Origin of the sequence: Knoellia pratensis, from assembly GCF_042666395.1 — a bacterium.
GTDB classification, from domain to species: Bacteria; Actinomycetota; Actinomycetes; order Actinomycetales; family Dermatophilaceae; genus Knoellia; species Knoellia pratensis.
In genome coordinates, this window is the sequence record NZ_JBHTDJ010000003.1 from 856,876 (window position 1) to 879,942 (window position 23,067).

Here is a 23,067-nt window from a genome sequence, read left to right on the forward strand (position 1 = left end):
CGCTGGTCCGACTCCGGCTTCCTCCTGGCACCCGAGCGACGAGCCGGGCGGCGGCTGTGGCCGGGCGACGTCGTGGCGGAGTGGCTCACTGTGGCCGACCTACAAACCTGCCCCCGACTGCGACGCGAAGACGCGGGATCGCCTGCGGCACACCGCTGCCGCTCACAGGTAGGGCGATGCGCTGAGGCCCCGACTTTCCGAAGGTCTGGTGACGCCGAGGAACAGTAGGGCTGGGTGAGGTCGATTCCTCGCTCTGCTGCGTGGTCGGCGGTCACCCAGTTGACCGGGGCGCCGAACTCAGTGCGGTGGGCGCGTACGACCTGGGCAAGCGGTGCATGCCAGGCACACATCGGGGCGCTGGGCGGGCCACCTGACGTGGTGTAGTCGGCGCCTGATGCGACGGACGTGGAGTGGGAGGTCCCTTTAGGCCAGACCTCTTCGTCTCGGAAGGGGGACTGCGACTCAACGAACTTCTTGTGGAACCATCAGAGCATGCCCGCCACTCGCTCTGATGCTCGCGCCCCGCTGAAGTTCCGTCCGAACACAACCTCTGCTGCGAAGAAGTAGGAGCGATGGCGGAGAGCACCACTGAGAACCTGTTCCGGGAGTTCTACGGAGCCTCGACGTTCATCGAGAAGCGCGATATCCCGAAGAAGTTCGGCTTCCAGTCGAAGCGCAAGGGATCGACGGACGATGGCTTTCCTGACTTCTTCAAGGACATGGGCTCGTGGCTCATTGTCGTAGAGGCGAAGTCAGGCGAGGCCGGTCCGAGGTCGGACCACGCCGCTGCTTTAGCCGACGTGCGCAGTTACATGATCAACAACGCGGTCCCCCACACTGACATCGTCGGAATCGCCGTGTCTGGTCAGACGCTTGAGAGTTTGCGCGTCACGCATTTGCTCCGCAAGGGCGACGGCGCCGATATTGAGGAACTCGAAGGCGTGCAGAGTCTGGTGGGCATCGAAGCCCTGAGCAACCACTACGCGGCTGCGGCCATTGGCGATCCGCTCTCAGACGCTGAGTTGCAGCGCTTTCTGCGACGGCTAAACGAACGCTTCCACAAGGATTCGCGGGTGCGAGACACCGAGCGTTCGCTGTTCTTCTCGGCGCTGATGATTGCTCTCGACGACGATCCGTTCCGCAACGTCTATAAGTCGGTCAGCAAGCCTGAGGACGACCGACTGGTCGGGGCGAGGTACCTCAACGACCAAATCGTCGAGGCTGTCGCTCGCCAACTGGAAAAGAAGATCAACTCCGAATCGAAGCAGATCGACTGGCGCGACCGCTTCGCGTTCGTGAAGACCGTCGACATCCCGCTCGACGAGTACAAGGAGATCATCGGCGAGATCGACCAGCGTGTGCATCAACCGTCGAAGCGCTCTGTGAAAAGGGACATCTTGGGCCGTGCGTACAAGGTCTTCTTGTCACGGGCAGGCAAGATGGACAACAAGAACATCATCCTGACGCCGGACCACATCAAAACCCTCATGGTCGACCTGTCGAGGCTGGGGCGTGATGATGTCGTCCTGGACACGTGCATGGGTTCGGGCGGGTTCCTCATGGACGCGATGGAGCAGCTCGTCGATAAGGCGCATGGCGACGAAAAAGCGATCGAGCACATCCACGAGCATCAGCTGATCGGGCTGGAAAACGACGCGATCCTGTTCGCCCTGGCCTGCTCGAACATGTTCCTGCATGGCGATGGTCGCTCGAATCTGCTGTACCGCGACTCGCTCGTTACCCGGGGCAAGTCGTTCGCGGTGGCCAAGCGAGACGAGAAGTTTCGCAACTACATCAAGGGACGCAAGCCGACCAAGTGCGTGATCAACCCGCCGTACGAGAATGACAACCCCATCAACTTCACGATGTCAGCGATCGAGTATCTCGAAGAGGGCGGTCGACTGGTGATCATCGTCCCGAACAACACGCTGTCGAAGAACGCAAATCAGAATGCTGCGCTCGCGATCCTCGATCGTGCGCGACTTGAGTTTGTTGTCGACATGCCGCAGCAGCTCTTCTTCGAGCAGAAGCGTGGAGTGAAGACGTCGATCTTCGGCTTCACCAAAACCAGCAACGGCCACGACCACGACGCGCTGGTGACCTTCGTAGACATGGAAGATGACGGACACGAAGTGCAGCTCGCGCACGGCCGACGCGACACCGGCCGCTGGGGCGGGATCGACGCGAACGTCCAGCGTGCCATCCGCGACGGCCTGGAGGATCGGGATGCCCGCTCTTGGCGTACTCCGGTCTTCGACGCTTCGGGTCGGTTCCTTCCGCGCGGAGTTCGCCAGAGCCCGTGGCCACAGACTCACTCGCATGATCTGGACGCGGCGATCGCCGACTGGCAGGAAGCACGGGCGGTCCGCGAGGAGGCCCAGGCGGCGATGGCGGCAGTGTTGACTGCGGCTGGCATCGGCGGCTTCGATGACTGAATGGCCCTCAGTCCCTCTGGCGACGCTCGTGGCCCAGCACGCCCCGGAGCGGGTCATACCCGCCGACGATGACACCGTGCGCTTCGCCGGCGTGCGCTGGTACGGCGAAGGCCTGTTCGTGCGCGAGGAACGCAGGGGCTCCGATGTCAAGGCGAAGTGCTACGCACTGAGGCCAGGATTGCTCGTCTACAACCGACTCTTCGCCTGGAAGCAGTCATTCGCGGTAGTTGCCGACGAGTTCGAGGGAGTCGTGGTCTCGAACGAGTTCCCCCAGTTCGAGGTGGACGCCAAGCTGGCGACGCCAGAGTTCCTGGCGCTCTATTGCTCATCGCCCGTCTTCGCATCCAGGGCACTGGGCTCGTCGTCTGGGTCGGCTGCGGTCAGCCGGAACCGGCTCAAGGAGGACGATTTCCTTCGTCTGAAGGTCGCGCGTCCACCACTCCCAGTGCAGGAGCGCATCCAGGCGGTCATCAGCGCCGTCGACGCCGTTATCGACGGACTGCTTGCGGAGTTCAAGGCTGCAGAGGCGGCACGAAGGGCTTTGCTTGACGAGCTCCTACAGCGACGGGATGAGTCGTGGAAGCAGTCGCCGCTCGGCAAGTTGGGCACTGTGACCCGCGGCAAGCGGTTCATCAAGTCCGACTATGTCGACAGCGGCATCGGCTGCATCCACTACTCGCAGATTCACACGGACTTTGGAGCGCACACCGACACTGTGCATTCCTGCCTGCCTAAGGAAATGCGATCCAAGCTGCGGTTTGCGAAGACGGGCAACCTTGTGATCGCCGGCACCAGCGAGAACTTTGATGGGGTGTCGAAGGCCGTCGCTTGGCTCGGCGATGGGGACGTGGCGGTGCACGACGACGCCTACATCTTCGACCACGAGTTGGAGCCACGGTTCGCGTCCTACGTGTTTGCGTCCTCGGAGTTCCGGGCGCAGCTCCCAGCCGTTATTTCGAACACGAAGGTCGTTCGAGTCTCAAAGGACGCGCTCGAACGGATGACGGTCCCGGTGCCAATGCCCGAGATCCAGGCCGAGATTGCCAACACGATGGACACCATCGATCGACAGGTGCAGTCGACTTCCGACGAGATAGCGCGAGCCCAGACCGCGCGCGCGGCGTTGCTGGACGCACTGCTCACCCACAAGATCGAGGTCATGTCGTCCGACTCCGATGACGACGTTTAGTAGCCCGATGGCCCTCGAGGTACCCGTCATCGGGCCATTGGACGAGACCGGTTTCAGTCGGAGAGGTGGCCGGGTAACTCTGCCGTATGCCACTTCGAACTACGCGACTGACGGTCCTTGAAGTCGGACCACATTGTCCGCCAACCCACTGCGTGACACCATTCATGCATGGGCATCATTGATTCTATCTCACGAGCACTGGGCGGCCTCGGCTCGCTGTCTGCTGGGGAGCTCGAAGATCAGCGCGAGGCGCTGCGACTGCGCTACGTGTCCAGCGGGGACGTCGGCGAGGCTTCGAAGCTATACAACGACCTTCACCGCTACGACGCAGAAATGACCCGCCGTGCCAACGAGGCATATGCGCGCGAAAACCCGAACCCACCAGAGCCCAGGCATCGCGAGCATGGCTGGTACCTAGAGAACGACGACTAGGCCGCAAGCAAGCGCGACTGCACCTTGCCGACTGAGTTGGACGACCACGGATCGCCGGCCGCTGTGGTGAGACCTTTGCGTTGACCGAGTGGGGGTTGGGCGGCGAGACAGGCACGCCGGACGGCGAACTCGCGGTCGTCCACATGTCCTGCGTCGCGGAGGTGCCCTTCATCGGCTGGATGCTCGGCGACGGAGTCCGCGTCAACGTCGTGTCGCGCGCACGCGCAGACCTCGAGCCGTAGGGCGCCGTCCAATCCGGTCGGGTGGTCGGCTTCGAACAGTAGAGGACCGTCGAGACCGCCTCCCTGGTCGCTCACTCCCTGGAGCACATCATGCAAAGAAGCACGACAGCATTCCTCGGCACCTCCCTTTTCGCCATGCTCGCAGCAGCGTCCCTCGGCGTCGGCTCGGCCTCGGCACACCCCACTCCCTCACCGCAAGGCAACGGTGCAGCCAGGACGGTGCACCTCAGCGCGCAGCTGGACGAGCTCAACAACTCGGGCGCATCCGGCACGGCCACCGCCAGGATCCGCAACCAGAGGATCCAGAACATCCAGGTGCACGCCAACGGCCTCACGCCGGACGCCCCGCACGCCCAGCACATCCACTTCGGCCAACAGGCCCTCAACGAGTGCCCGACGCTGGCCCAGGACTCCAACAAGGACGGACGCCTGACCACCGTCGAAGGCATCCCGGCCTACGGACCGGTCGTCGTCTCGCTCAACACCACCGGCGGCACCACGCCCGCCAGCTTCCTGGACGTGACCCGGTTCCCGGTCTCCGACAACGGCTCCTACAGCTACAGCCGCGACAACATCAAGTTCACCCGGGTCGCGGGCGGCGGCACGGCCAAGCAGATCGCCGACGCCGTCCGCGAGGGTCGAGGTGTCGTCGTCATCCACGGTATCGACTACAACCACAACGGCTCCTACGACTTCGACAGCGCAGGCGCCAGTGAGCTCGACTCCAACCTCCCCGCAGAGGCGACCGACCCGGCCGCCTGTGGCGTGCTCGACGTGGTCAAGTGACCCCGGGCCCCTGCACAGCCTGACACTCGTCACGAGGCGATGGCCCACCCTCACCACGGTGGGTCATCGCCTCGTCAGGTGCCACCCCACGGTTCACCACACTGCTGCCCACGTCGTGCAGCGCCAGCACGACTCGCAGCGCGTGCCCGTCCAGGTCGTGTCGAGGGCGCGGCCCGACCCCGCATGGGGCCATGATGATCCGGTGGACATCCAGCGACTGGCCCGCCCCTGGCACATCCTCACTGCGGTCGTGGTCTGGGCCGCCCTGATCTTCCAGTTCATCCTCATCGTTCGTGGAGGAGTGGTCCTTGACGAGACGGCACCCGTCCCGCTCGCGACGCGCCTCGTCCGCTTCATCTCCTACTTCACCGTGCTCACCAACATCCTCGTCGCCGCAACCGCCACGACGTTGGCCCTGGGTCACGACACCACGGGCCACTGGTGGAGGGTGCTCCGCCTCAACGCGATCATCGGCATCGCCGTCACCGGCCTCGTCCACTGGTTCTTCCTCCGCCCGCTGATGAACCTCAGCGGCGGTGACTACGTCGCGGACAAGCTGCTCCACGTCGTCGCACCACTCCTCGCGGTCATCGGGTGGGCCGTCTTCGGACCTCGCGGGCGCGCCGACCGCAGCGTGCTCTGGCCCTCGCTCATCTATCCGATCGGCTGGCTCGTCTACACCCTCGTGCGTGGCGCGATCGTCGACTGGTACCCCTACCCGTTCCTCGACGTGAACCTCCACGGCTACCCGCGGGCACTGCTCGCCTGCGCCGCCGTCGCCGTCCTCCTTCTCGCACTGACCTGGGCAGCGATCAAGCTCGATCCGCGCCTCCCGGGCACCCACGACGACGCGAGCGAGCGGCGAGCAGTCAGCGCACGGTGAGCGGACGGCATACGGGCACGTAGTCTTTCTTCTCGTGGCCACCGACTTTCAGCAAGAGATCAAGGACCTGCGCACGACGATGACGTCCGTGCGTGACGTCACCGACCTGACCGCGCTCGAGGCGACGATCGCCGATCTCGAGGAGCAGGTGGCCGCGCCTGACCTCTGGGACGACCAGGAGAAGGCGCAGGCCGTGACCTCGCTGCTCTCTCGCGCCAAGGCGGAGTACGAGCGCGTCACCGGCATGGACACCAAGGTCGACGACCTCGAAGCCCTCGTCGAGATGGGCCAGGAGGAGAACGACGCCGAGACCCTCCTCGAGGCCGAGAAGGAGCTCAAGGCGGTCCGGAAGGCCGTCGGCGAGCTCGAGGTCCGCACCCTGCTCAGCGGCGAGTGGGACGAGCGCTCCGCCGTCGTCACGATCCGCGCCGGCGCCGGTGGCGTCGATGCTGCGGACTTCGCCGAGATGCTCATGCGCATGTACCTGCGCTGGGCCGAGCGCCACGGCTACCCGACCAAGGTCATGGACACGTCCTACGCCGAGGAGGCCGGCATCAAGTCCGCGACCTTCGAGGTCAACGTGCCCTACGCCTTCGGCAACCTCTCGGTCGAGGGCGGCACCCACCGCCTCGTCCGGATCAGCCCGTTCGACAACCAGGGCCGCCGCCAGACCAGCTTCGTCGCCGTCGAGGTCATCCCGCTCATCGAGGGCACCGACAGCATCGAGATCCCCGAGAACGACCTCAAGATCGACGTCTTCCGCTCCTCGGGCCCGGGTGGTCAGTCGGTCAACACCACCGACTCCGCCGTGCGCATGACGCACCTCCCCACCGGGACCGTGGTGTCGATGCAGAACGAGAAGTCGCAGATCCAGAACCGCGCCGCGGCCCTGCGCGTCATGCAGTCGCGACTGCTCCTCCTCAAGCGCGCCGAGGAGGCCGCCGTCAAGAAGGAGATGGCCGGCGACGTCAAGGCGAGCTGGGGCGATCAGATGCGGTCCTACGTCCTCAACCCGTACCAGATGGTCAAGGACCTCCGCACCGAGTTCGAGACCGGCAACCCGACCGCTGTCTTCGACGGCGACATCGACGGCTTCATCGAGGCCGGCATCCGCTGGCAGATCGCCGAGCGCAAGGCCGCTGAGTGAGTTTCGTTGCGGGACAGGGCGATTCGAGACAAGCGATGACGTATGCCGTGGAGCTCCCCTCCCACGGACCGCAGGACTGGGCTGCGTGGTCAGCAAGTCTGGCGGCCCGGATCCGTGCCCTCGGCCCGGAGGAGGAGGTCCTCGTCTCGATCCCGGAGGTGACCCGCCCCCACATGCTCCGCCAGAGCCGGATCTTCGGGCTGATCCCCGCTTCCATGGAGGACACGTCGCCCTGGGCGAGGATTCGTCGCGACGAGGACCACGCCGTCGCCGAGCTCATCGGCAGCGAGAACTTCGGCGGTGACTACCTCCTGTCCACGGAGGACGAGGACCGCATCGACGCCTTCGGTTGGCGCCGCCCGGGCAACGACCCGATCGAGGCCCGCATCTGGAGCCGATGGTTCCCCGACGACGTCGCCGACGCGCCCTACCTGTCGCTCTCGGACGCCAGGGCCGTTGCCGACCTCGTGACCCGCACCCTGCGCGACGTCTTCGTCCTCACTCCCTGAGCCACCGCCGTGTGACCTGACCGGCAAGCGCACACACGCGGCGTCAGGGAGTGGGGCCGCGGCACATGGGACGCGGCGCCGCCCGCGAGGATGCTCAACGCCATGCGCCCGACAATGACGTCTCCTCGCGTGGTCCTCGCGACCCTGATCGCCCTCGCCGCATCCGCCGCCCTCGTCGCGGCCGCACCCGCCGCCATTGCCGACAAACCCGGTGGCGGGCACTGCGCCCGCCAGTCCAAGATCGCCGCGCCGGGCGCCGAGAAGCAGAAGGTGTCCTGCCTCGGCGACCTCACCACCGCAGGCACGGTTCCCTCCGGCCACAGCAAGGCCGCGGACTTCGCGGGTCTCCACGCACCCGGCACGGTCAACCCGACGGGAGTGCCCGGCATACAGGTCGATGGCTATTTCCCCGACACGTCGACGACGAACGTCAACAACGGGTGGAACCACGACAGCCAGTTCGTCCTGCGCATCCCCGACAACTGGAACGGCGGGCTCGTCATCACCGGCGCGCCGGGCAACCGCACCCAGTACGCCAACGACTTCGTGTGGTCCGATTGGGTTCTCGCACAGGGCTATGCGTTCGCCAGCACCGACAAGGGCAACATGGGCCTGCGCTTCTACGACGACGGCTCGGAGCCGGGCGGCAGTGTGCGCGAATGGAACTCACGCGTCACGCAGCTCACCCTCGCCGCAAAGCGCGTCGTCAAGCAGGTCCGCGCCAAGGAGCCGCAGCACACCTGGATGGCGGGCCTGTCCAACGGCGGCTACCTCGTGAGGTGGCAGCTCGAGAACCGCCCAGACCTCTATGACGGCGGTCTCGACTGGGAGGGCACCCTACTGCGCGCCGACGGCCCGAACCTGCTCACCTATCTGCCGACCGCGCTGAAGAACTACCCGGCGTATGCCGCCACCGGCAGTCCCGAGGCGCATGCCGCGATGATCGGGGCGGGCTTCGCACCCCGCAGTGAGTTCCTCTGGCCGTTCCACAACACCGTCTACTGGGACCTCACGCAGCGCATCTATCGCGAGGAGTTCGACCCGACCTTCGATGGCGCGACCCAGGCGGGAACGCCCTACTGCGCGAGCGGAACTCCGCAGTGCGACGCCGACTACGACTACGCGAGTCGCCCCGCCGCGGTCAAGGACGCCATGCGGTCGGTGGAGCTCACGGGCAAGATCGGGAAGCCGCTCATCACGGTGCACGGAGACATGGACACGCTGCTGCCGATCGCCACGGACTCAGATGTCTACGACCAGCTCATCGACGACGCCGGAGCGGGGGAGGGCCACCGCTACTACCGCATCGAGGACGGCACTCACACCGACGCGCTGGTCCCGGCGTTCCCGGACAGGCTCCGCCCGCTGCTGCCCTGCGCACGAGCCGGCTTCGACGCACTGACGGCCTGGGTGCAGGACGGGACGACGCCACCGGCCGACGCGACCGTGCCGCGCCCGACAACGGGTGCCCTGCTCAACACCTGCACCCTCTGACGCTGCGAGCTACTGCACCGTAAGTGGCGTGATCGCCCCACTTACGGTGCGGTAGCTCGCGTTCAAGGTCAGTCGATGGGCTGCTCGAGGCCGAGCGGGTCCTTCTCGTCGTGCTTGGCGACGGTCGTGCGCAGCTCCGTCTGGGGCATGAGCGCGACCGCGATCAGGGTCGCCACGGTGACGACGGCGGCGATCACGAAGATGTAGCCGGTGCTGTCGCCATACGCGTGGCGCACGATCGACAGGACGGGCTCACGGAGCTTGTCGAGGTCGAGAGTGCCACCGCCACTGCTGCTGCCCCCGGGCACGGGCATGCCCTGCTCCTGCATCCCGGTCGTGATGTGGTTGCCGACGCGGGTGGCGAGGATGGCGCCGAGCACGGCGATGCCGACGGTGCCACCGAGGGAGCGGAAGAAGCTCACGACACCGCTGGCGGTGCCGATCTCGTTGATGTCGACCGTGTTCTGGACGACGAGGACGAGGTTCTGCATGAGCGTGCCCTGGCCGATGCCCATGAGGACCATGTAGATCGACAGGTGCCAGATGGCCGTCGTGTGGTCGGTGAAGCCCATGAGGCCGAGGCCGAGGATGAGCAGGACCGTCCCGCCGAGCATGTAGGGCTTCCACACTCCGGTGCGGCTGATGAGCTGGCCGGACACCGTGGCACCGACCATGCTCCCGAGGATGAGCGGCAGCATGAGCAGGCCGGCCTCGGTGGGCGAGAAGCCCTGCGCCACCTGGAAGAACTGGCTGAGGAAGACCGAGGTGCCGAACTGGGCGATGCCGACCCCGATGCTGCCGATGATGGCCAGACTGGTGGTTCTCTCGAGGAGGATCCGGCCGGGGATGAGCGGGTCGGGGTGGCTGCGCTCGACCAGGATCAGGGCAATGACGGCGAGGGCCGTGGGGACGAGGAAGTACGCCGTCTCGAGCGAGATCCAGTCGTAGCGACTGCCCGCGAACGACACCCAGATGAGCGGCAGGCTGGCCGCGACCGAGATGAGGATGGCGCCCCACCAGTCGATCCGGACCTCGCGGCGGACGTGCTCCAGGTGGAGGAACCTCTGGAGCATGCCGAGGCCCGCGAGGGAGATGGGCACCGCGGCCCAGAAGCACCAGCGCCAGCCGACGCTGTCGACCAGCAGCCCGCCGAGGAGCGGACCGGAGACGGTGGCAACGGCCATGACCGCGGCCATGTAGCCGGTGTAGCGGCCACGATCGCGCGGCGGGATGATCGAGCCCATGATGGCCTGCGACAGGGCCAGCAGGCCGCCGACGCCGAGGCCCTGAAGGCCACGAGCGGCCAGGAGCTGCGGCACGTTCTGCGCGAATCCCGCAGCGAGAGCCCCGAGCAGGAAGATCACGCCCGAGATCTGGACGAGCAGCTTCTTGTCGAATAGGTCGGAGAGCTTGGACCAGATGGGGCTGGTCACCGTCATGGCCAGCAGGGTCGTCGTGACGACCCAGGTGTAGGAGGTCTGGCTGCCCTTGAGGTCGCCGATGATCGTCGGCAGGGCGGTGCTGACGATGGTGGAGCTGACCATCGCCACGAAGAGCATCGAGAGCAGCCCAACGAGGACTTCCAGGATCTCCTTGTGGCTGAGGTCGGGTTCCTTGAACGTGGTGGTGCTGTCAGACATGGGTGTCCTTGGTGTCCTTGTCGTGGCTGGCATCCGGGCCGCTGGGCGCCGGAACGATGTGGTTGGAGATCTCGTGGAGCAGGGCTGCGGCTTCGTTGGCTCTGGCGTCGTCCCAGTCGGTGAACTGCTCCCGCAGAGACCGCACGTATGCCGTGCGCAGGGCGACGAGTCGCTCCTTGCCTTGCGCAGAGAGCGAGATCCGCTCGGCGCGGCCGTCGTCGGGATCCTTGCGTCGGATGACGAGGCCGTCGGCGGCCAGGGAGACGAGCTGGCGGCTCACCACCGACGCACCGACGTTGAGCTGGTCGGCGATGAAGCCGGGACGGCAGTCCCCGTGGTCGGAGAGCACCGTGAGGATCGTGACGTCCGTCCGCTTGAGGTTGCCCGGCAGCTGCACGAAGAGGTGGGAGGTCGAGCGCAGTGAACGGGTGAGACGGAACAGGCTCGCGCTGAACACCTCGAAGGCGTCGTCGTTCAGTTGCTTGACCATGTCAACTATTGAACACCCTGTTGGTTGCATCAAGCAACTTGATTGGCCGGCCACGGCCCGGGCACGCCGTCCAACGGGGGGGTTGCGCTCGGCCCACAGCCGCGGAACCTATGCTCGACAGGCATCCTTCCCCGAGCCGTGAGGCCTGACCCCAGCGCATGATTCGCTTCGACAACGTCTCCAAGGTCTATCCGAGGTCGACCCGCCCTGCACTCACCGACGTGAACGTCAACGTCGAGCGCGGCGAGTTCGTCTTCGTCGTCGGACCCTCCGGGTCCGGCAAGTCCACGATGCTCCGCCTTGCCCTGCGCGAGGAGAAGGCGACCTCCGGCTCGGTCCTCGTCGCGGGTCTGGACCTCGGCACCCTGTCGGCCCGCAAGGTGCCGCGCTTCCGCCGGGGGATCGGCGCGGTCTTCCAGGACTTCCGCCTTCTCCCGGGCAAGACGGTCGACCAGAACGTCGCCTTCGCGCTGCAGGTCATCGGCAAACCGACCTCCGCGATCCGCCAGCTCGTCCCCGAGACGCTCGAGATGGTCGGGCTCGAGGGCAAGGGCAAGCGGCTGCCACACCAGCTCTCCGGCGGTGAGCAGCAGCGTGTCGCCATTGCCCGCGCGGTCGTCAACAAGCCGCAGATTCTCCTGTGCGACGAGCCCACGGGAAACCTCGACCCCAAGATCAGCCTCGACATCGTCCACCTGCTCGACCGCATCAACCGCTCGGGCACGACCGTGGTCATCGCCACGCACGACGCCGACACGGTCAACCAGATGCGTCGTCGGGTCGTCCAGCTCGAAGACGGAGTGGTCGTGCGCGACGCCGAGAATGCCACCTATCTCGCACCGGAGGGGGACAAGTGAAGGCCGGCTTCATTGCAGGCGAGGTCTGGTCGGGCCTGCGCCGCAACCTCTCCATGGCCCTGTCCGTCATTCTCGTGACGATGGTGTCGATGTTCCTGCTCGGCATGGGACTGCTCGCGCAGCGCCAGGCCGACACCATGAAGGGCTACTGGTACGACCGGATCCAGGTCTCGATCTACCTGTGTGCCGAGAACTCCACCCAGCCCAACTGCCAGGGCCAGGCCGCCACCGAGGCGCAGCAGGTGAGCATCGAGAACCAGCTCAAGGCCATGCCCGAGGTCAAGCAGGTCTTCCACGAGTCGGAGGCCGACGCCTTCGAGCGCTTCAAGGAGCAGTTCCGCAACAGCCCGATCACTGGCAACGTCCAGCTCGGAGACATCCCGCAGAGCTTCCGCGTCCAGCTCAAGGACCCGACGAAGTTCGCCGTCGTCACGAGTCAGTTCGAACGTGCCCCAGGGGTGGCGAGCGTCCAGGACCAGGAGAAGGTCCTCAAGCGGTTCTTCCAGATCATCAACTGGATCACGATCTTCTCCGTCTTCCTTGCGGGCCTGATGGTCATCTGCGCCACGCTGCTCATGGCGACGACGATCCGCCAGGCGGCGTTCATCCGAAGGCGCGAGATCGGGATCATGCGGCTCGTGGGTGCCTCGAACTGGACCATCCGCATGCCCTTCATCATCGAGATGCTCGTCGTCGCCACGATTGGCGTGGGTCTCGCCGTGGGCATGTTGTGGCTGGGGTTGCGCCTCATCTTCAACCTCGGTTTCAACCAGGTCGTCCTCAACAAGGCCCTCATCGGGGCGAGTGACGTCTGGTACTTCACGCCCTGGCTCTTCGGTGGCGTCATCGTCATCGCCGTGCTCACCAGCGTTGTGACCCTGCGCCGCTACCTGCGCGTCTGACGCGGTCCACGACCACCATTCGCCTGCGGGACGCTCGCGCTTCCGCGACAATGAGGGCCCTGCTAGGTCCTTGCTGCCGCAAGGGAGTGACTGACAATCGAGAACTTTCCGGCACGGGAGGTTTCATTTGGGAGTGACTCGTGTTACCAATGGTGACTATGTGGCGAACCCCTGCGCCTCGATCCGCTTCCCTACGCCGGTATGCCGGCGTCTCGGCAGCGCTCGCGTGCTCACTAGCGTTGATGGCACCCGTCTCGGCCCTTCAGGGGGCTGACCCGGATCCGCACCAGCAGAAGCGCAAGGTCGACTCCCAGATCGACAAGCTCCGTGAGGACCTCAGCGAGACCAATTCGAGCCTGGCGGCAGCGTTCACAGCGCTCAAGGGGACTCAGGCCAAGCTGCCCGGCGCCCAGGCTGCACTGGCTCAGGCGCAAGGAGCGGCGGCGCGCGCGCAGACCGCCAACGCCATGGCCGCCCAGGAGCTCGAGGTCGCCCAGGCCAACGAGACCAAGGCGCAGGACGAGCTCGCCGCCACGACCAAGCACATCCGCGAGAGCCGGGGCGAAGTCGCCCAGTTCGCCGCGCAGATCTACCAGGAGCAGGGCTTCGGCGAGTTCGACATGGCGATGACGTCGACGACCCCGCAACAGTTCGCCGACCGGATCGCCCTCATCGGCACGGTCATGGACCTGCAGGGCCAGTCCATGGTGGCGCTCGCGACCGCGAAGGCCAGCCAGACCGCGCAGGAGGACCACCTTTCGGCCCTGCGAGCCGACTCCGAGGCCGCCAAGCGCAAGGCCGAGGCGTCACTCGCTGCGGCCAACGCCGCTCGCGACAAGGCCACTGCGGCCAAGAACGCTCTCGACGCCCTGGCCCGACAGCAGGCCAGCCAGGCCGCCACCGTCCAGGCGCAGTCGGTCGCCGAGCAGGGCCGGATCAACCAGATGCAGGTCGAGTCCAAACGCCTCGGTGGCGTCATCAAGGCTCGAGCCGCCGCCGCGCTCAAGGCCGCCAAGATCCAAGCCGCTGCCAACGCCCGTGCCAAAGCAGCGGCCGCGGCCAGGGCCGCCAAGAACAACAAGCCCTCGCGTCCAGGATCGGTCAAGAACCCACCGTCCAACGGTGGACCGCTCAGCCCGCCCACGACCGAGGGCTGGATCAGCTCCGAGTACGGCATGCGCTTCCACCCGATCCAGCACGTGTGGCGCCTGCACAGTGGGCGCGACTACGCCGCGCCCTGTGGCACCCCTGTCCACGCGGCCGCCGCCGGCGTCGTCATCGAGGCCGGCTACAACCCGGGCTACGGCAACCGGGTCGTCGTCGACCATGGCGTCCTCAACGGTGTGCACCTGACCACGACCTACAACCACATGGAGCGCCTTGCGGTGCGCGGCGGACGGGTCCAGCGAGGCAAGGTCCTGGGCTACGAAGGCTCGACCGGCAACTCCAACGGCTGCCACATCCACTTCGAGGTCTACGAGGACGGCTCCTTCGTCGACCCGCGCAACTACCTCTGATTCGACTTCGTGCCCCGTACGGACGGCGAGCGCCAGCGAGTTGTCCGTACGGGGCACGAAGTCGAAAGCTGAGCCAGGCAAAGGCAGGCGCGCACACGGCATACGCTGAAGTAGCCTGTGGAACTCATGCCGACGAGGAGGTGACTGCCGTGGCCAAGGCCGCAAAGAAGAAGGAAGATGATGGGCGCAAGCTCATCGCCAGCAACAAGAAGGCGCGCCACGACTACCTCATCGAGGACACCTTCGAGGCCGGACTCGTGCTCATGGGGACCGAGGTCAAGGCGTTGCGCATGGGGCGCGCGACCCTCGTCGACGGCTGGGCCAGCTTCACCGGTGACGAGCTGTTCCTCGAGGGCGTCCACATCCCCGAATACCTGTCCGGGTCGTGGACCAACCACACGCCGCGCCGCCGCCGCAAGCTCCTGCTCAACCGCAAGGAGCTCGACCGCATCATGCACAAGACCCGCGAGAGCGGACACACGATCGTCCCGTTGCAGCTGTACTTCAAGGACGGGCGCGCCAAGGTCGAGATCGCGATCGCCAAGGGTAAGAAGGAGTACGACAAGCGCCACGCGTTGCGTGAGCGTCAGGATCGTCGTGAGACCGAGCGCGAGCTCGGCGCAAACAGGGGGTAGTCCGTGACGGGTCGGCTTCGGATCTGGCTGGCAGGTGTCGGGGCGTTGGCGGCCCTTGCCCTGGGTGGTTTTGCTGGTGGGGTGGCCGTCGCGTCGCCCGCTGCTGACGCACCTTCGTCGCTGGCCGGCTTCGTCCCGATGGACGACGACGCCGCCAGTTTCAACGTTGCGTATGCCGTGCAGGCCGACGGTTCGATGAAGGTCACCCAGCGCATTCGTTGGGACTTCCCCGATGGGGAGGAGCGCCACGGCATCTATCGCACGATCCAGACGCGTGCTGGCTACCAGGAGTCCACGACCCAGTACCGGCACTACGAGCTGTCCGACGTCGAGGTCACCTCACCGACGGGGGCACCGACCGACACCGACATCTCGGACTTCGGCGCCTACGAGCAGGTGCGCATCGGCAGCGCCGACGAGACGGTCGAGGGGGTGCAGGACTACGTCCTCACCTATACCCTCGGCAACGTCATCAACGACATCGGTGACGGCACGGCCGAGCTCTACTACAACCACATCGACCCCTCCAACGAGTACGTCTACCGCAACGTCAGCGCCGACGTCACCGGCCCTGTGCCCTCGACCAAGGTGGCCTGCTACTACGGAGCGCTGCACGAGGACACCACGTGCACCGGGACTGCGGGTGCGACGTCGAAGTTCACGGTCCCGGACATCCAGCCCGGCCAGGGAGCGACCATCGTCGTCTCGTGGCCGCGCACGGCCTTTGGCGACCTCACCCCCGACCTGCGCGAGACCGAGTCCGATGGCGGGTTCGGCGGCGGCTACGGCGACCCCGGTCCCTCCCTGAGCGCGGACCAGTCCAAGTACCTCGGAGCGGCCCTCGCCGGTGGCGGTGTGCTCATCCCCCTGCTCGCCGGTGGTCTGATGGGTTTGCTCGTGTGGACCCGCGGGCGTGACGAGATCTACGCCGGGTTGACGCCCGGGTTGACGCCCGGCGCCGGCGAGAGCGCGCCGGTCGTGCGGGGGAGTGCGCCGACGATCGCGGTGCAGTTCACGCCACCCGCAGGAGTCCAGCCCGGCATGGTCGGCACGATCATGGACGAGAAGGCCGACGTCGTCGACGTCACCGCGACCCTCATCGACCTCGCGGTTCGGGGCCACCTCACGCTGACCAACGAGGAGCGAGGCCGCTTCCGCAGCGACGACTGGCTGCTGACCCGAGCCACCCCGCCCGCGGGTGCGGCTGCGCTGGCGCCCTATGAGCAGCAGCTCCTCGACGGTGTGTTCGCCTCGAGCAACGAGACCAGGCTGTCGGCCCTCAAGAACACCTTCGCGGGCACTCTCAAGCAGGTCCAGGCAACGATGTACACCGAAGCCGTCCAGCGACACTGGTTCCGCCGCTCGCCCGACGCCCAGCGCTCGGCGTGGAGCGGTCTTGGGTTCATCCTCTTCGCCCTCGGAGGGCTCTCCCTCTTCTTCCTGACGTCCGCCCTCGGCGGGCTCGGCGGCGGCAGCCTCGTCGGCATGGGCTGGGTCTTCGGGATCGGCCTCATCGTCGCCGGCCTCATCGTCCAGGCGCTGGGCCGTCGGATGGCCTCGCGCACGGCCGAGGGCAGCGCCGTCCTCGCCCAGTCCAAGGGCTTCGAGCAATACATCGCCACGGCCGAGGCCAACCAGATCAAGTGGGAGGAAGCGCAGGACGTCTTCTCGAAATTCTTGCCCTACGCCATCGTCTTCGGCCTCGCCGACCGGTGGGCCACGGTCTTCGAAGAGGTCGCCTCAGCAGCCGCTGCTGCCGGCCACGTCATCGGGGCGCCCACCTGGTACGTCGGCTCGATGACCGGTTGGAACTTCGGGCACGTCGCCACGAGCATGGACTCGTTCTCGACGCAGGCGGCGGGCACCTTCGTCTCGACGCCCGGCTCGTCCGGTGGGTCAGGACTCGGCGGCGGAGGCTTCTCTGGCGGAGGCGGGTTCTCCGGTGGTGGCGGCGGCGGCGGTGGCGGAGGCTCCTGGTAGCCGCTCGTCAGCGGATGTCGCGTATTTCGCGATGCACGCTCAGTTGCTCCTTCGTCGCAAACGCGCGCATCGCGAAATACGCGACTTCCACCTTCAAGTCTTCCTTCGTCGCAAACGCGCACATCGCCATACTCGAGATTCCACCCGCAGGGAGGTGGTCGGCGCTCCCTCTCTGTGATGGTCTGGAGGGCATGACCAAGAAGATCGCATTCCTGACCGCACCCGAGGGCATCGAGCGAGTCGAGCTCACCGACCCTTGGGACTCGGTGACCGACGCCGGCCACTCGGCCACCCTCCTGAGCACCGAGTCCGGCACCGTGCAGACCTACGACCACCTCGACAAGGCCGAGACCCGTCCGGTGGACGGCCTCGTGAAGGACGCCTCGGTCGACGACTACGACGCCCTGGTCCTGCCCGGAGGCGTGGCCAACCCGGACGCCCTGCGCGGCGACGCGGACGCGGTGGCCTTCCTCAAGGCTTTCGTCGAGTCGGGCAAGCCCGTGGCGGCCATCTGCCATGCGCCGTGGACCCTGATCGAGGCAGGAGTCGTCCAGGGCCGAGTCCTCGCCTCGTGGCCCAGTCTGCAGACCGACATCCGCAACGCGGGTGGCGTGTGGAAGGACGAAGAGGTCGTCGTCGACGCCAACCTCATCACGAGCCGCAACCCCGATGACCTCCCCGCCTTCACGAAGGCGTTGTTGGACTCGCTTCGCTGAGCCCTGCACACGGCGAAGGCCGGCCACCCGTGGGGTGACCGGCCTTCGCTGGCGTGACGCGTCAGTTCTTGAATGCGTCCTTGACGTTTTCGCCGGCCTGCTTGAGGTTGCCCTCGGTCTGCTGGCCCTTGCCCTCGGCTTCGAGGCGCTCGTTGTCGGTGACGTCACCGACCTGCTCCTTGCCCTCGCCGACGACCTTGTCCTTCATGTTCTCGATCTTGTCTCCGATACCCATGGTGAATCTCCTTGGTTGTGCGGATGGTGATCTGCATCGAGCAAGCGCCGCTTCTTGACGATTCGATGCCCCCTCAGGTTAACCCTTCAGGACGAGAAGTAGGTCCCCACCTTCCACCTGTTGGTGGCCACCGATGGCGAGCCGCTCCACCGTCCCGGCGATGGGGGCGGTGATGTTGGCCTCCATCTTCATCGCCTCGATCGTCGCGACGACGGCGCCCACCTCGACGGTGTCGCCCTCGGCGACGACCGGTGTGACAACCCCTGCGAAGGGTGCGGGGATGTGCGCGGCATTGCCGGCTTCGGCCTTCTCAGCGGTCTTGACATCGACCTTGATGGCCTTGTCGCGCACCGTGATCGGACGGAACTGACCGTTGAGGGTGCACATGACGGTGCGCATGCCCTTGGCGTCGGCGTCACCGATCGAGGACACGCCGAGAAGCAGCCGCTTGCCGGCCTCGATCTCGACTTCGTACTCGCGGTCCTGGTCGAGCCCGTGGAGGAACTCGACCGTGCCGAGCACGGACAGGTCGCCATAGCGCTCGCGCGACAGCAGGTAGTCCTTCGTCGGCCCAGGGAAGAGCAGTTCGTTGAGCGTGGCGCGCGGGCTGTCGTCGAGCGCCTGCTCCTGCTCCGGCGTCAGCTCGGTGACGCGCGGCTTGCCCTTGCGACCCTGGAGTGCCTTGGTCCGGAAGGGCTCGGGCCAGCCACCGGGTGGGTCACCGAGCTCACCCTCGAGGAAGCCGATGACGGAGTCCGGGATGTCGTACTTCGTGGGGTTCTGCTCGAAGTCGTCCGGGTCGGCGCTCGCCCCGACGAGAGCGAGAGCGAGGTCGCCGACGACCTTGCTGCTCGGGGTGACCTTGACGAGGTTGCCGAGGATCCGGTTGGCCGCGGCATACATGTCCTCGATGTCCTCGAAGCGGTCGCCGAGCCCCAGAGCGATGGCCTGCTGGCGCAGGTTCGAGAGCTGACCGCCGGGGATCTCGTGGAAGTAGACGCGGCCGGTGGGGGAGGGCAGTCCGGACTCGAAGGGGGCGTAGAGCTGACGCACGGCCTCCCAGTAGGGCTCGAGGGCGAAGACGTTGTCGATGTCGAGCCCGGTTGGACGGTCGGTGCCGTCGGTCGCGGCGACAAGGGCCGAGAGGGACGGCTGGCTCGTCGTCCCGGCCATGGCGGCACAGGCGGCGTCGACCGCGTCCACGCCGGCATCGATGGCCGCGAGGAGGGTGCCGATCTGGCCGCCGGCGGTGTCGTGGGTGTGAAGGTGGACGGGCAGGTCGAAACGCTCGCGGAGCGCGGTGACGAGCGTGCGAGCAGCCGGGGCGCGCAGGAGTCCCGCCATGTCCTTGATCGCGAGGACGTGGGCGCCGGTGTCGACGATCTGCTCGGCGAGCCGCAAGTAGTAGTCGAGCGTGTAGAGCTTCTCGCCTGGGTCACTGAGGTTGCCGGTGTAGCAGAGCGCGACCTCGGCAACGGCGGTGTCGGTGGCGAGGACGGCTTCGACCGCGGGACGCATCTGGCTCACGTCGTTGAGCGAGTCGAAGATCCTGAAGATGTCGAGTCCGGTGCGGGCCGCCTCCTGCACGAAGACATCGGTGACCTTGGTCGGGTAGGGCGTGTAGCCCACGGTGTTGCGACCGCGCAGCAGCATCTGCAACGGGATGTTGGGCATCGCCTCACGCAGGAGGGCGAGTCGCTCCCACGGGTCCTCACTGAGGAAGCGCAGTCCCACGTCATAGGTCGCTCCGCCCCAGGCCTCCATCGACAGCAGCTCGGGGGTGAGCCGCGAGACGTGTCCGGCGACGTGGAGCAGGTCGCGGGTGCGCATGCGCGTCGCGAGCAGGGACTGGTGGGCGTCGCGGAAGGTCGTGTCCGTGACGGCGACGTCGGTGCGCTCGCGCAGCTGGCGGGCGAACTGGCCGGGCCCGACCCGCTGGAGCAGGTCCCGCGAGCCGGGTGGCACTGGTGCGTCCACGTCGAGGACAGGCAGCTTGGTGCGCGGCCTCAGGGTCGTGCGGGCCGGCCCATTCGGCTGGTTGACCGTGAGGTCGGCGAGATAGGTGAGCAGCTTGGTGCCGCGGTCGGCCGGAGTGCGAGCCGTGAGCAACTCGGGCCGCTCATCGATGAACGACGTCGTGGCTTCGCCGGCCTGGAACACGGGGTCGGCAAGGACGCCCTCGAGGAAGCGGATGTTGGTGGAAACGCCGCGAATTCGGAACTCTGCCAACGCCCTTCGCGCCCGCCGGACGGCCATGGGGAACGACCGCCCGCGACAGGTGAGCTTGACGAGCATCGAGTCGAAGTGGGCCGAGACCTTGGCGCCCACGAAGACCGTGCCACCGTCGAGGCGCACCCCGCCACCGCCGGCCGAGCGATAGACGGTGATGGTGCCTGCATCGGGTCGGAACCCGTTGGACGGGTCCTCGGTCGTGATCCGGCACTGCAGGGCAAACCCCCGCACGACGATGTCCTCCTGGCGCAGGTCGAGGTCCTCGAAGGTCTCGCCCGAAGCGATGCGCATCTGCGAGACCACGAGGTCGATGTCAGTGACCTCTTCGGTGACGGTGTGCTCGACCTGGATGCGCGGGTTCATCTCGATGAAGACGTAGCGGCCGTCCTTGCCGAGAAGGAACTCGACGGTGCCGGCGTTGACGTAGCCGATCTCTCGTGCGAAGCGCACCGCATCGGCGCACATCTGCACTCGGGTGTCGGGGTCGAGGTTGGGCGCCGGCGCGATCTCGACGACCTTCTGGTGGCGGCGCTGCACGGAGCAGTCGCGCTCGAAGAGGTGGAGGATGCCGGTTTCGCCGTCGATCGTGCCGGTGCCATCGCTGAGGATCTGGACCTCGATGTGCCGCGGGTCGATCACCGCTTCCTCGATGTAGAGCGTCGGGTCGCCGAAGGCCGCGTCGGCCTCGCGCTGGGCGGCCTCGAGGGCGTCGCGCAGGTGGGCGGCGTCGTCGACGCGACGCATGCCTCGGCCGCCGCCTCCGGAGACCGCCTTGACGAACAAGGGAAAGCTGAAGTCTGCGGCTGCCGCCTCGAGCGCGTCGAGGTCGGTCCCGGCCTCGGATCCGCGCAGCGTCGGCAGGCCCGCTTCGCGCGCGGCGGCGATGGCCTTGGCCTTGTTGCCGGTGAGGTGAAGGACCTTGGGCGGCGGGCCGATGAAGGTGATGCCGTGAGCGGCGGCTTCTTCGGCGAGCAGCGGGTTCTCGGAGAGGAAGCCGTAGCCCGGGTAGATCGCGTCGGCCCCGCATTCGACCGCGACCCGCACGATGTTCTCGTGGTCGAGGTAGGCCCGCACCGGGTGCCCTACCTCGCCGATCTGATACGACTCGTCCGCCTTCAGCCGGTGCTCGGAGTTGCGGTCCTCATGGGGGAAGACGGCGACCGTCTTCGCGCCGAGCTCGGTGGCGGCGCGAAACGCCCGGACGGCGATTTCGCCTCGGTTGGCGACAAGGACCTTGCGGAACACGGCATACCTCCGTGGGGGTGGCGGACGGTTGCCCGAAATCCTAGTGATCGCTCTCACGGGGTGAGACGGTCTGCTCAGATTGCGGACCTGTTCGTCTCCTCGACGCGTGCGATTCACCGGACGGGGGCAGGGTGTCGGACATGCCACGTATGCCGTTCCCTCGCCCTGCCGTCCTTCTCGCCGCCCTGCTCGGCACCGGTCTCGTCGCCTCACCGGCGGCTTCTGCGGCGGCCTTGCCTGCTGCTGGTGCGCTGTCGATTTCCGCCATCGCCCAGGCCCCACGCTCGAGCGTGCAGCCCCTGGAGCGGGCGCACGCCCACAACGACTACGAGCACGACCGGCCGCTCCTCGACGCGCTCGACCACGGGTTCACCTCGGCCGAGGCGGACGTCTGGCTCGTCGACGGCGAGCTCTACCTCGGTCACGACGGCCCCGATCTCGACCGCACGTTGCGCGCCGAGTACCTCGAGCCGCTCGCCCAGCGTTTCCGCGAGAACGGCGGCGCGATCCACCCGCAGTGGCGGGCCGACTTCCGCCTCCTCGTCGACGTCAAGAGCAACGGCCCGGCGGCCTGGCCGGTCATCGAGAAGCAGCTCGCGGCATACCCGCAGCTGTTCTCCGCGTCCCGTCAGGGACGTGTCCACGAGCGCGCGGTGACGGCGGTCATCTCCGGCAACCGCGACCTCCCGGCGATGCAGGCGGCGACGACCCGGTTCTCGTTCTACGACGGTCGGATGAGCGACCTCGGCGGGCCTCTCCCTGCAAGGCTCGTGCCGCTCATCAGCGACAACTGGACGAAGTTCTTCACGTGGCAGGGCGTCGGTGAGATGCCTGCGGCGGAGCGCGCCAAGCTCCACGACATCGTCGCCACCGCCCACGCCCACGGCCAGCAGGTGCGCTTCTGGGCGACGCCCGACCTCGCGCTGCCCAACCGCGAGGCGGTCTGGCGTGAGCTCGTCGCCGCCGACGTCGACGTCCTCAACACCGATGACCTGGCGGCGCTGCAGCGCTTCCTGCTCGCCGAGGACCCGGCCGAGCAGCACGCCGCTCGCGCCGCCTGATCGAGGGAGTTCGGGGATCAGGAGGCGGCGGCGTCTTCGAGGATCTCGGGGGCGTTCTGGACGACCCACACCATGAGCGGGTTGAGCAGAGCCGCGAGCTCGATTCCGCGCGGCGTCAGCGAGTACTCGACGTGCGGCGGCACGACCGGACGCGCGTCGCGCAGGACGAACCCGTCGGCGACGAGGGTGCGCAGGGTCTGGGCGAGCATCTTCTCGCTGACCCCTTCGGCGCGGCGCCGCAACTCGCTCCAGCGCAGCGGCTCGCCGTCGCCGAGCGAGAGCAGGATCAGCAGGCCCCACTTGCTCATGACGTGGTCGAGGACGGTGCGGCTCGGGCAGCCCGCGGCGAAGACGGCGTCCGGAAAGAACTCGCGCAGCCTGGGGCTCACCTTCATGTGCGTACCTTACTTCAAAGTGGGTACTAACTCTTGGGAAGTATG

At 66.9% G+C, this 23,067-nt stretch carries 21 protein-coding genes; 16 read left to right on the top strand and 5 right to left on the bottom strand.

Going from position 1 to position 23,067, the window contains the following annotated elements; genetic code table 11:
• Nucleotides 1-572 precede the first annotated feature (572 nt).
• From ACFQRE_RS13955 to ACFQRE_RS13995, 9 genes are all read left to right on the top strand, one after another.
• Entirely contained in the window at nucleotides 573-2,435 is a 1,863-nt protein-coding gene (locus ACFQRE_RS13955) for an HsdM family class I SAM-dependent methyltransferase (RefSeq protein WP_380123319.1), read from the top strand.
• Nucleotides 2,428-3,624: a restriction endonuclease subunit S gene (locus ACFQRE_RS13960; protein WP_380123321.1), complete on the top strand. Its 1,197-nt coding sequence runs from the start codon at nucleotides 2,428-2,430 to the stop codon at nucleotides 3,622-3,624. Before ACFQRE_RS13955 ends, ACFQRE_RS13960 begins: the two co-directional genes overlap by 8 nt.
• Nucleotides 3,625-3,792: 168 nt before the next feature.
• A complete protein-coding gene (locus ACFQRE_RS13965; RefSeq protein WP_380123323.1) occupies nucleotides 3,793-4,056 on the top strand; it encodes a hypothetical protein in 264 nt (87 codons plus the stop codon).
• Between the two features lie 80 nt (nucleotides 4,057-4,136).
• Nucleotides 4,137-4,298, top strand: coding sequence for a hypothetical protein (locus ACFQRE_RS13970; RefSeq protein WP_380123325.1), 162 nt, complete (start codon nucleotides 4,137-4,139; stop codon nucleotides 4,296-4,298).
• A gap of 90 nt (nucleotides 4,299-4,388) precedes the next feature.
• A complete protein-coding gene (locus tag ACFQRE_RS13975) occupies nucleotides 4,389-5,084 on the top strand; it encodes a hypothetical protein (protein WP_380123327.1) in 696 nt (231 codons plus the stop codon).
• A gap of 58 nt (nucleotides 5,085-5,142) precedes the next feature.
• On the top strand, nucleotides 5,143-5,967 hold the full coding sequence (locus ACFQRE_RS13980; RefSeq protein WP_380123329.1) for a Pr6Pr family membrane protein: 825 nt from the start codon (nucleotides 5,143-5,145) through the stop codon (nucleotides 5,965-5,967).
• Between the two features lie 34 nt (nucleotides 5,968-6,001).
• Complete coding sequence (gene prfB, locus ACFQRE_RS13985) at nucleotides 6,002-7,114, top strand: peptide chain release factor 2 (protein WP_380123331.1); 1,113 nt, start codon at nucleotides 6,002-6,004, stop codon at nucleotides 7,112-7,114.
• A 35-nt stretch (nucleotides 7,115-7,149) separates the two neighbouring features.
• Nucleotides 7,150-7,623 carry a TY-Chap domain-containing protein gene (locus ACFQRE_RS13990; RefSeq protein ID WP_380123333.1) on the top strand — a complete coding sequence of 158 codons (474 nt, stop codon included), beginning with the start codon at nucleotides 7,150-7,152 and terminating at the stop codon, nucleotides 7,621-7,623.
• 102 nt (nucleotides 7,624-7,725) lie between these two features.
• Entirely contained in the window at nucleotides 7,726-9,117 is a 1,392-nt protein-coding gene (locus tag ACFQRE_RS13995) for a 3-hydroxybutyrate oligomer hydrolase family protein (RefSeq protein ID WP_380123335.1), read from the top strand.
• Between the two features lie 68 nt (nucleotides 9,118-9,185).
• Here the strand turns inward: ACFQRE_RS13995 and ACFQRE_RS14000 are convergent, their stop codons facing one another.
• A complete protein-coding gene (locus ACFQRE_RS14000; RefSeq protein WP_380123337.1) occupies nucleotides 9,186-10,757 on the bottom strand; it encodes an MFS transporter in 1,572 nt (523 codons plus the stop codon).
• Nucleotides 10,750-11,247, bottom strand: a complete 498-nt coding sequence (locus ACFQRE_RS14005) for a MarR family winged helix-turn-helix transcriptional regulator (RefSeq protein WP_380123339.1) — start codon at nucleotides 11,245-11,247, stop codon at nucleotides 10,750-10,752. Before ACFQRE_RS14005 ends, ACFQRE_RS14000 begins: the two co-directional genes overlap by 8 nt.
• Before the next feature lie 158 nt (nucleotides 11,248-11,405).
• Here ACFQRE_RS14005 and ftsE point away from each other — a divergent pair, with 158 nt between their 5' ends.
• From ftsE to ACFQRE_RS14035, 6 genes are all read left to right on the top strand, one after another.
• Nucleotides 11,406-12,104: a cell division ATP-binding protein FtsE gene (ftsE, locus tag ACFQRE_RS14010; RefSeq protein WP_380123341.1), complete on the top strand. Its 699-nt coding sequence runs from the start codon at nucleotides 11,406-11,408 to the stop codon at nucleotides 12,102-12,104.
• Nucleotides 12,101-13,006 (top strand): permease-like cell division protein FtsX, encoded by a 906-nt coding sequence (gene ftsX, locus ACFQRE_RS14015; RefSeq protein WP_380123343.1) that lies wholly within the window; start codon nucleotides 12,101-12,103, stop codon nucleotides 13,004-13,006. The genes ftsE and ftsX overlap by 4 nt, the downstream gene beginning before the upstream one ends.
• 242 nt (nucleotides 13,007-13,248) lie before the next feature.
• A complete protein-coding gene (locus ACFQRE_RS14020) occupies nucleotides 13,249-14,523 on the top strand; it encodes a peptidoglycan DD-metalloendopeptidase family protein (protein WP_380123345.1) in 1,275 nt (424 codons plus the stop codon).
• A gap of 140 nt (nucleotides 14,524-14,663) precedes the next feature.
• The gene (gene smpB, locus ACFQRE_RS14025; RefSeq protein WP_380123347.1) at nucleotides 14,664-15,158 is read left to right on the top strand and encodes an SsrA-binding protein SmpB; all 495 of its coding nucleotides are present in this window, start codon (nucleotides 14,664-14,666) and stop codon (nucleotides 15,156-15,158) included.
• Between the two features lie 3 nt (nucleotides 15,159-15,161).
• On the top strand, nucleotides 15,162-17,138 hold the full coding sequence (locus ACFQRE_RS14030) for a DUF2207 domain-containing protein (protein WP_380123349.1): 1,977 nt from the start codon (nucleotides 15,162-15,164) through the stop codon (nucleotides 17,136-17,138).
• Between the two features lie 191 nt (nucleotides 17,139-17,329).
• Nucleotides 17,330-17,854, top strand: a complete 525-nt coding sequence (locus tag ACFQRE_RS14035; RefSeq protein ID WP_380123351.1) for a type 1 glutamine amidotransferase domain-containing protein — start codon at nucleotides 17,330-17,332, stop codon at nucleotides 17,852-17,854.
• A gap of 61 nt (nucleotides 17,855-17,915) precedes the next feature.
• Here ACFQRE_RS14035 and ACFQRE_RS14040 read toward each other — a convergent pair whose 3' ends face one another.
• Nucleotides 17,916-18,089 carry a CsbD family protein gene (locus ACFQRE_RS14040; protein ID WP_380123353.1) on the bottom strand — a complete coding sequence of 58 codons (174 nt, stop codon included), beginning with the start codon at nucleotides 18,087-18,089 and terminating at the stop codon, nucleotides 17,916-17,918.
• 78 nt (nucleotides 18,090-18,167) lie between these two features.
• Complete coding sequence (locus ACFQRE_RS14045; RefSeq protein WP_380123355.1) at nucleotides 18,168-21,566, bottom strand: pyruvate carboxylase; 3,399 nt, start codon at nucleotides 21,564-21,566, stop codon at nucleotides 18,168-18,170.
• A 140-nt stretch (nucleotides 21,567-21,706) separates the two neighbouring features.
• On the opposite strand from ACFQRE_RS14045, the gene ACFQRE_RS14050 reads away from it, so the two are divergent.
• Complete coding sequence (locus tag ACFQRE_RS14050) at nucleotides 21,707-22,627, top strand: phosphatidylinositol-specific phospholipase C/glycerophosphodiester phosphodiesterase family protein (protein ID WP_380123357.1); 921 nt, start codon at nucleotides 21,707-21,709, stop codon at nucleotides 22,625-22,627.
• A gap of 17 nt (nucleotides 22,628-22,644) precedes the next feature.
• Here ACFQRE_RS14050 and ACFQRE_RS14055 read toward each other — a convergent pair whose 3' ends face one another.
• A complete protein-coding gene (locus tag ACFQRE_RS14055) occupies nucleotides 22,645-23,022 on the bottom strand; it encodes a winged helix-turn-helix transcriptional regulator (protein WP_380123359.1) in 378 nt (125 codons plus the stop codon).
• Nucleotides 23,023-23,067: the final 45 nt, after the last annotated feature.

Coding starts and splice junctions, on each gene's coding strand:
- ACFQRE_RS14035 (WP_380123351.1), top strand. CDS start 17,330: ATGACCAAGAAGATCGCATTCCTGACCGCACCCGAGGGCATCGAGCGA.
- ACFQRE_RS14050 (WP_380123357.1), top strand. CDS start 21,707: ATGCCACGTATGCCGTTCCCTCGCCCTGCCGTCCTTCTCGCCGCCCTG.
- ftsE (WP_380123341.1), top strand. CDS start 11,406: ATGATTCGCTTCGACAACGTCTCCAAGGTCTATCCGAGGTCGACCCGC.
- ACFQRE_RS13975 (WP_380123327.1), top strand. CDS start 4,389: ATGCAAAGAAGCACGACAGCATTCCTCGGCACCTCCCTTTTCGCCATG.
- ACFQRE_RS14055 (WP_380123359.1), bottom strand. CDS start 23,022: ATGAAGGTGAGCCCCAGGCTGCGCGAGTTCTTTCCGGACGCCGTCTTC.
- ACFQRE_RS14000 (WP_380123337.1), bottom strand. CDS start 10,757: ATGTCTGACAGCACCACCACGTTCAAGGAACCCGACCTCAGCCACAAG.
- ACFQRE_RS14020 (WP_380123345.1), top strand. CDS start 13,249: ATGGCACCCGTCTCGGCCCTTCAGGGGGCTGACCCGGATCCGCACCAG.
- ACFQRE_RS14040 (WP_380123353.1), bottom strand. CDS start 18,089: ATGGGTATCGGAGACAAGATCGAGAACATGAAGGACAAGGTCGTCGGC.
- ACFQRE_RS14005 (WP_380123339.1), bottom strand. CDS start 11,247: ATGGTCAAGCAACTGAACGACGACGCCTTCGAGGTGTTCAGCGCGAGC.
- ACFQRE_RS13960 (WP_380123321.1), top strand. CDS start 2,428: ATGACTGAATGGCCCTCAGTCCCTCTGGCGACGCTCGTGGCCCAGCAC.
- ACFQRE_RS13955 (WP_380123319.1), top strand. CDS start 573: ATGGCGGAGAGCACCACTGAGAACCTGTTCCGGGAGTTCTACGGAGCC.
- ACFQRE_RS13995 (WP_380123335.1), top strand. CDS start 7,726: ATGCGCCCGACAATGACGTCTCCTCGCGTGGTCCTCGCGACCCTGATC.
- ACFQRE_RS13990 (WP_380123333.1), top strand. CDS start 7,150: ATGACGTATGCCGTGGAGCTCCCCTCCCACGGACCGCAGGACTGGGCT.
- ACFQRE_RS13965 (WP_380123323.1), top strand. CDS start 3,793: ATGGGCATCATTGATTCTATCTCACGAGCACTGGGCGGCCTCGGCTCG.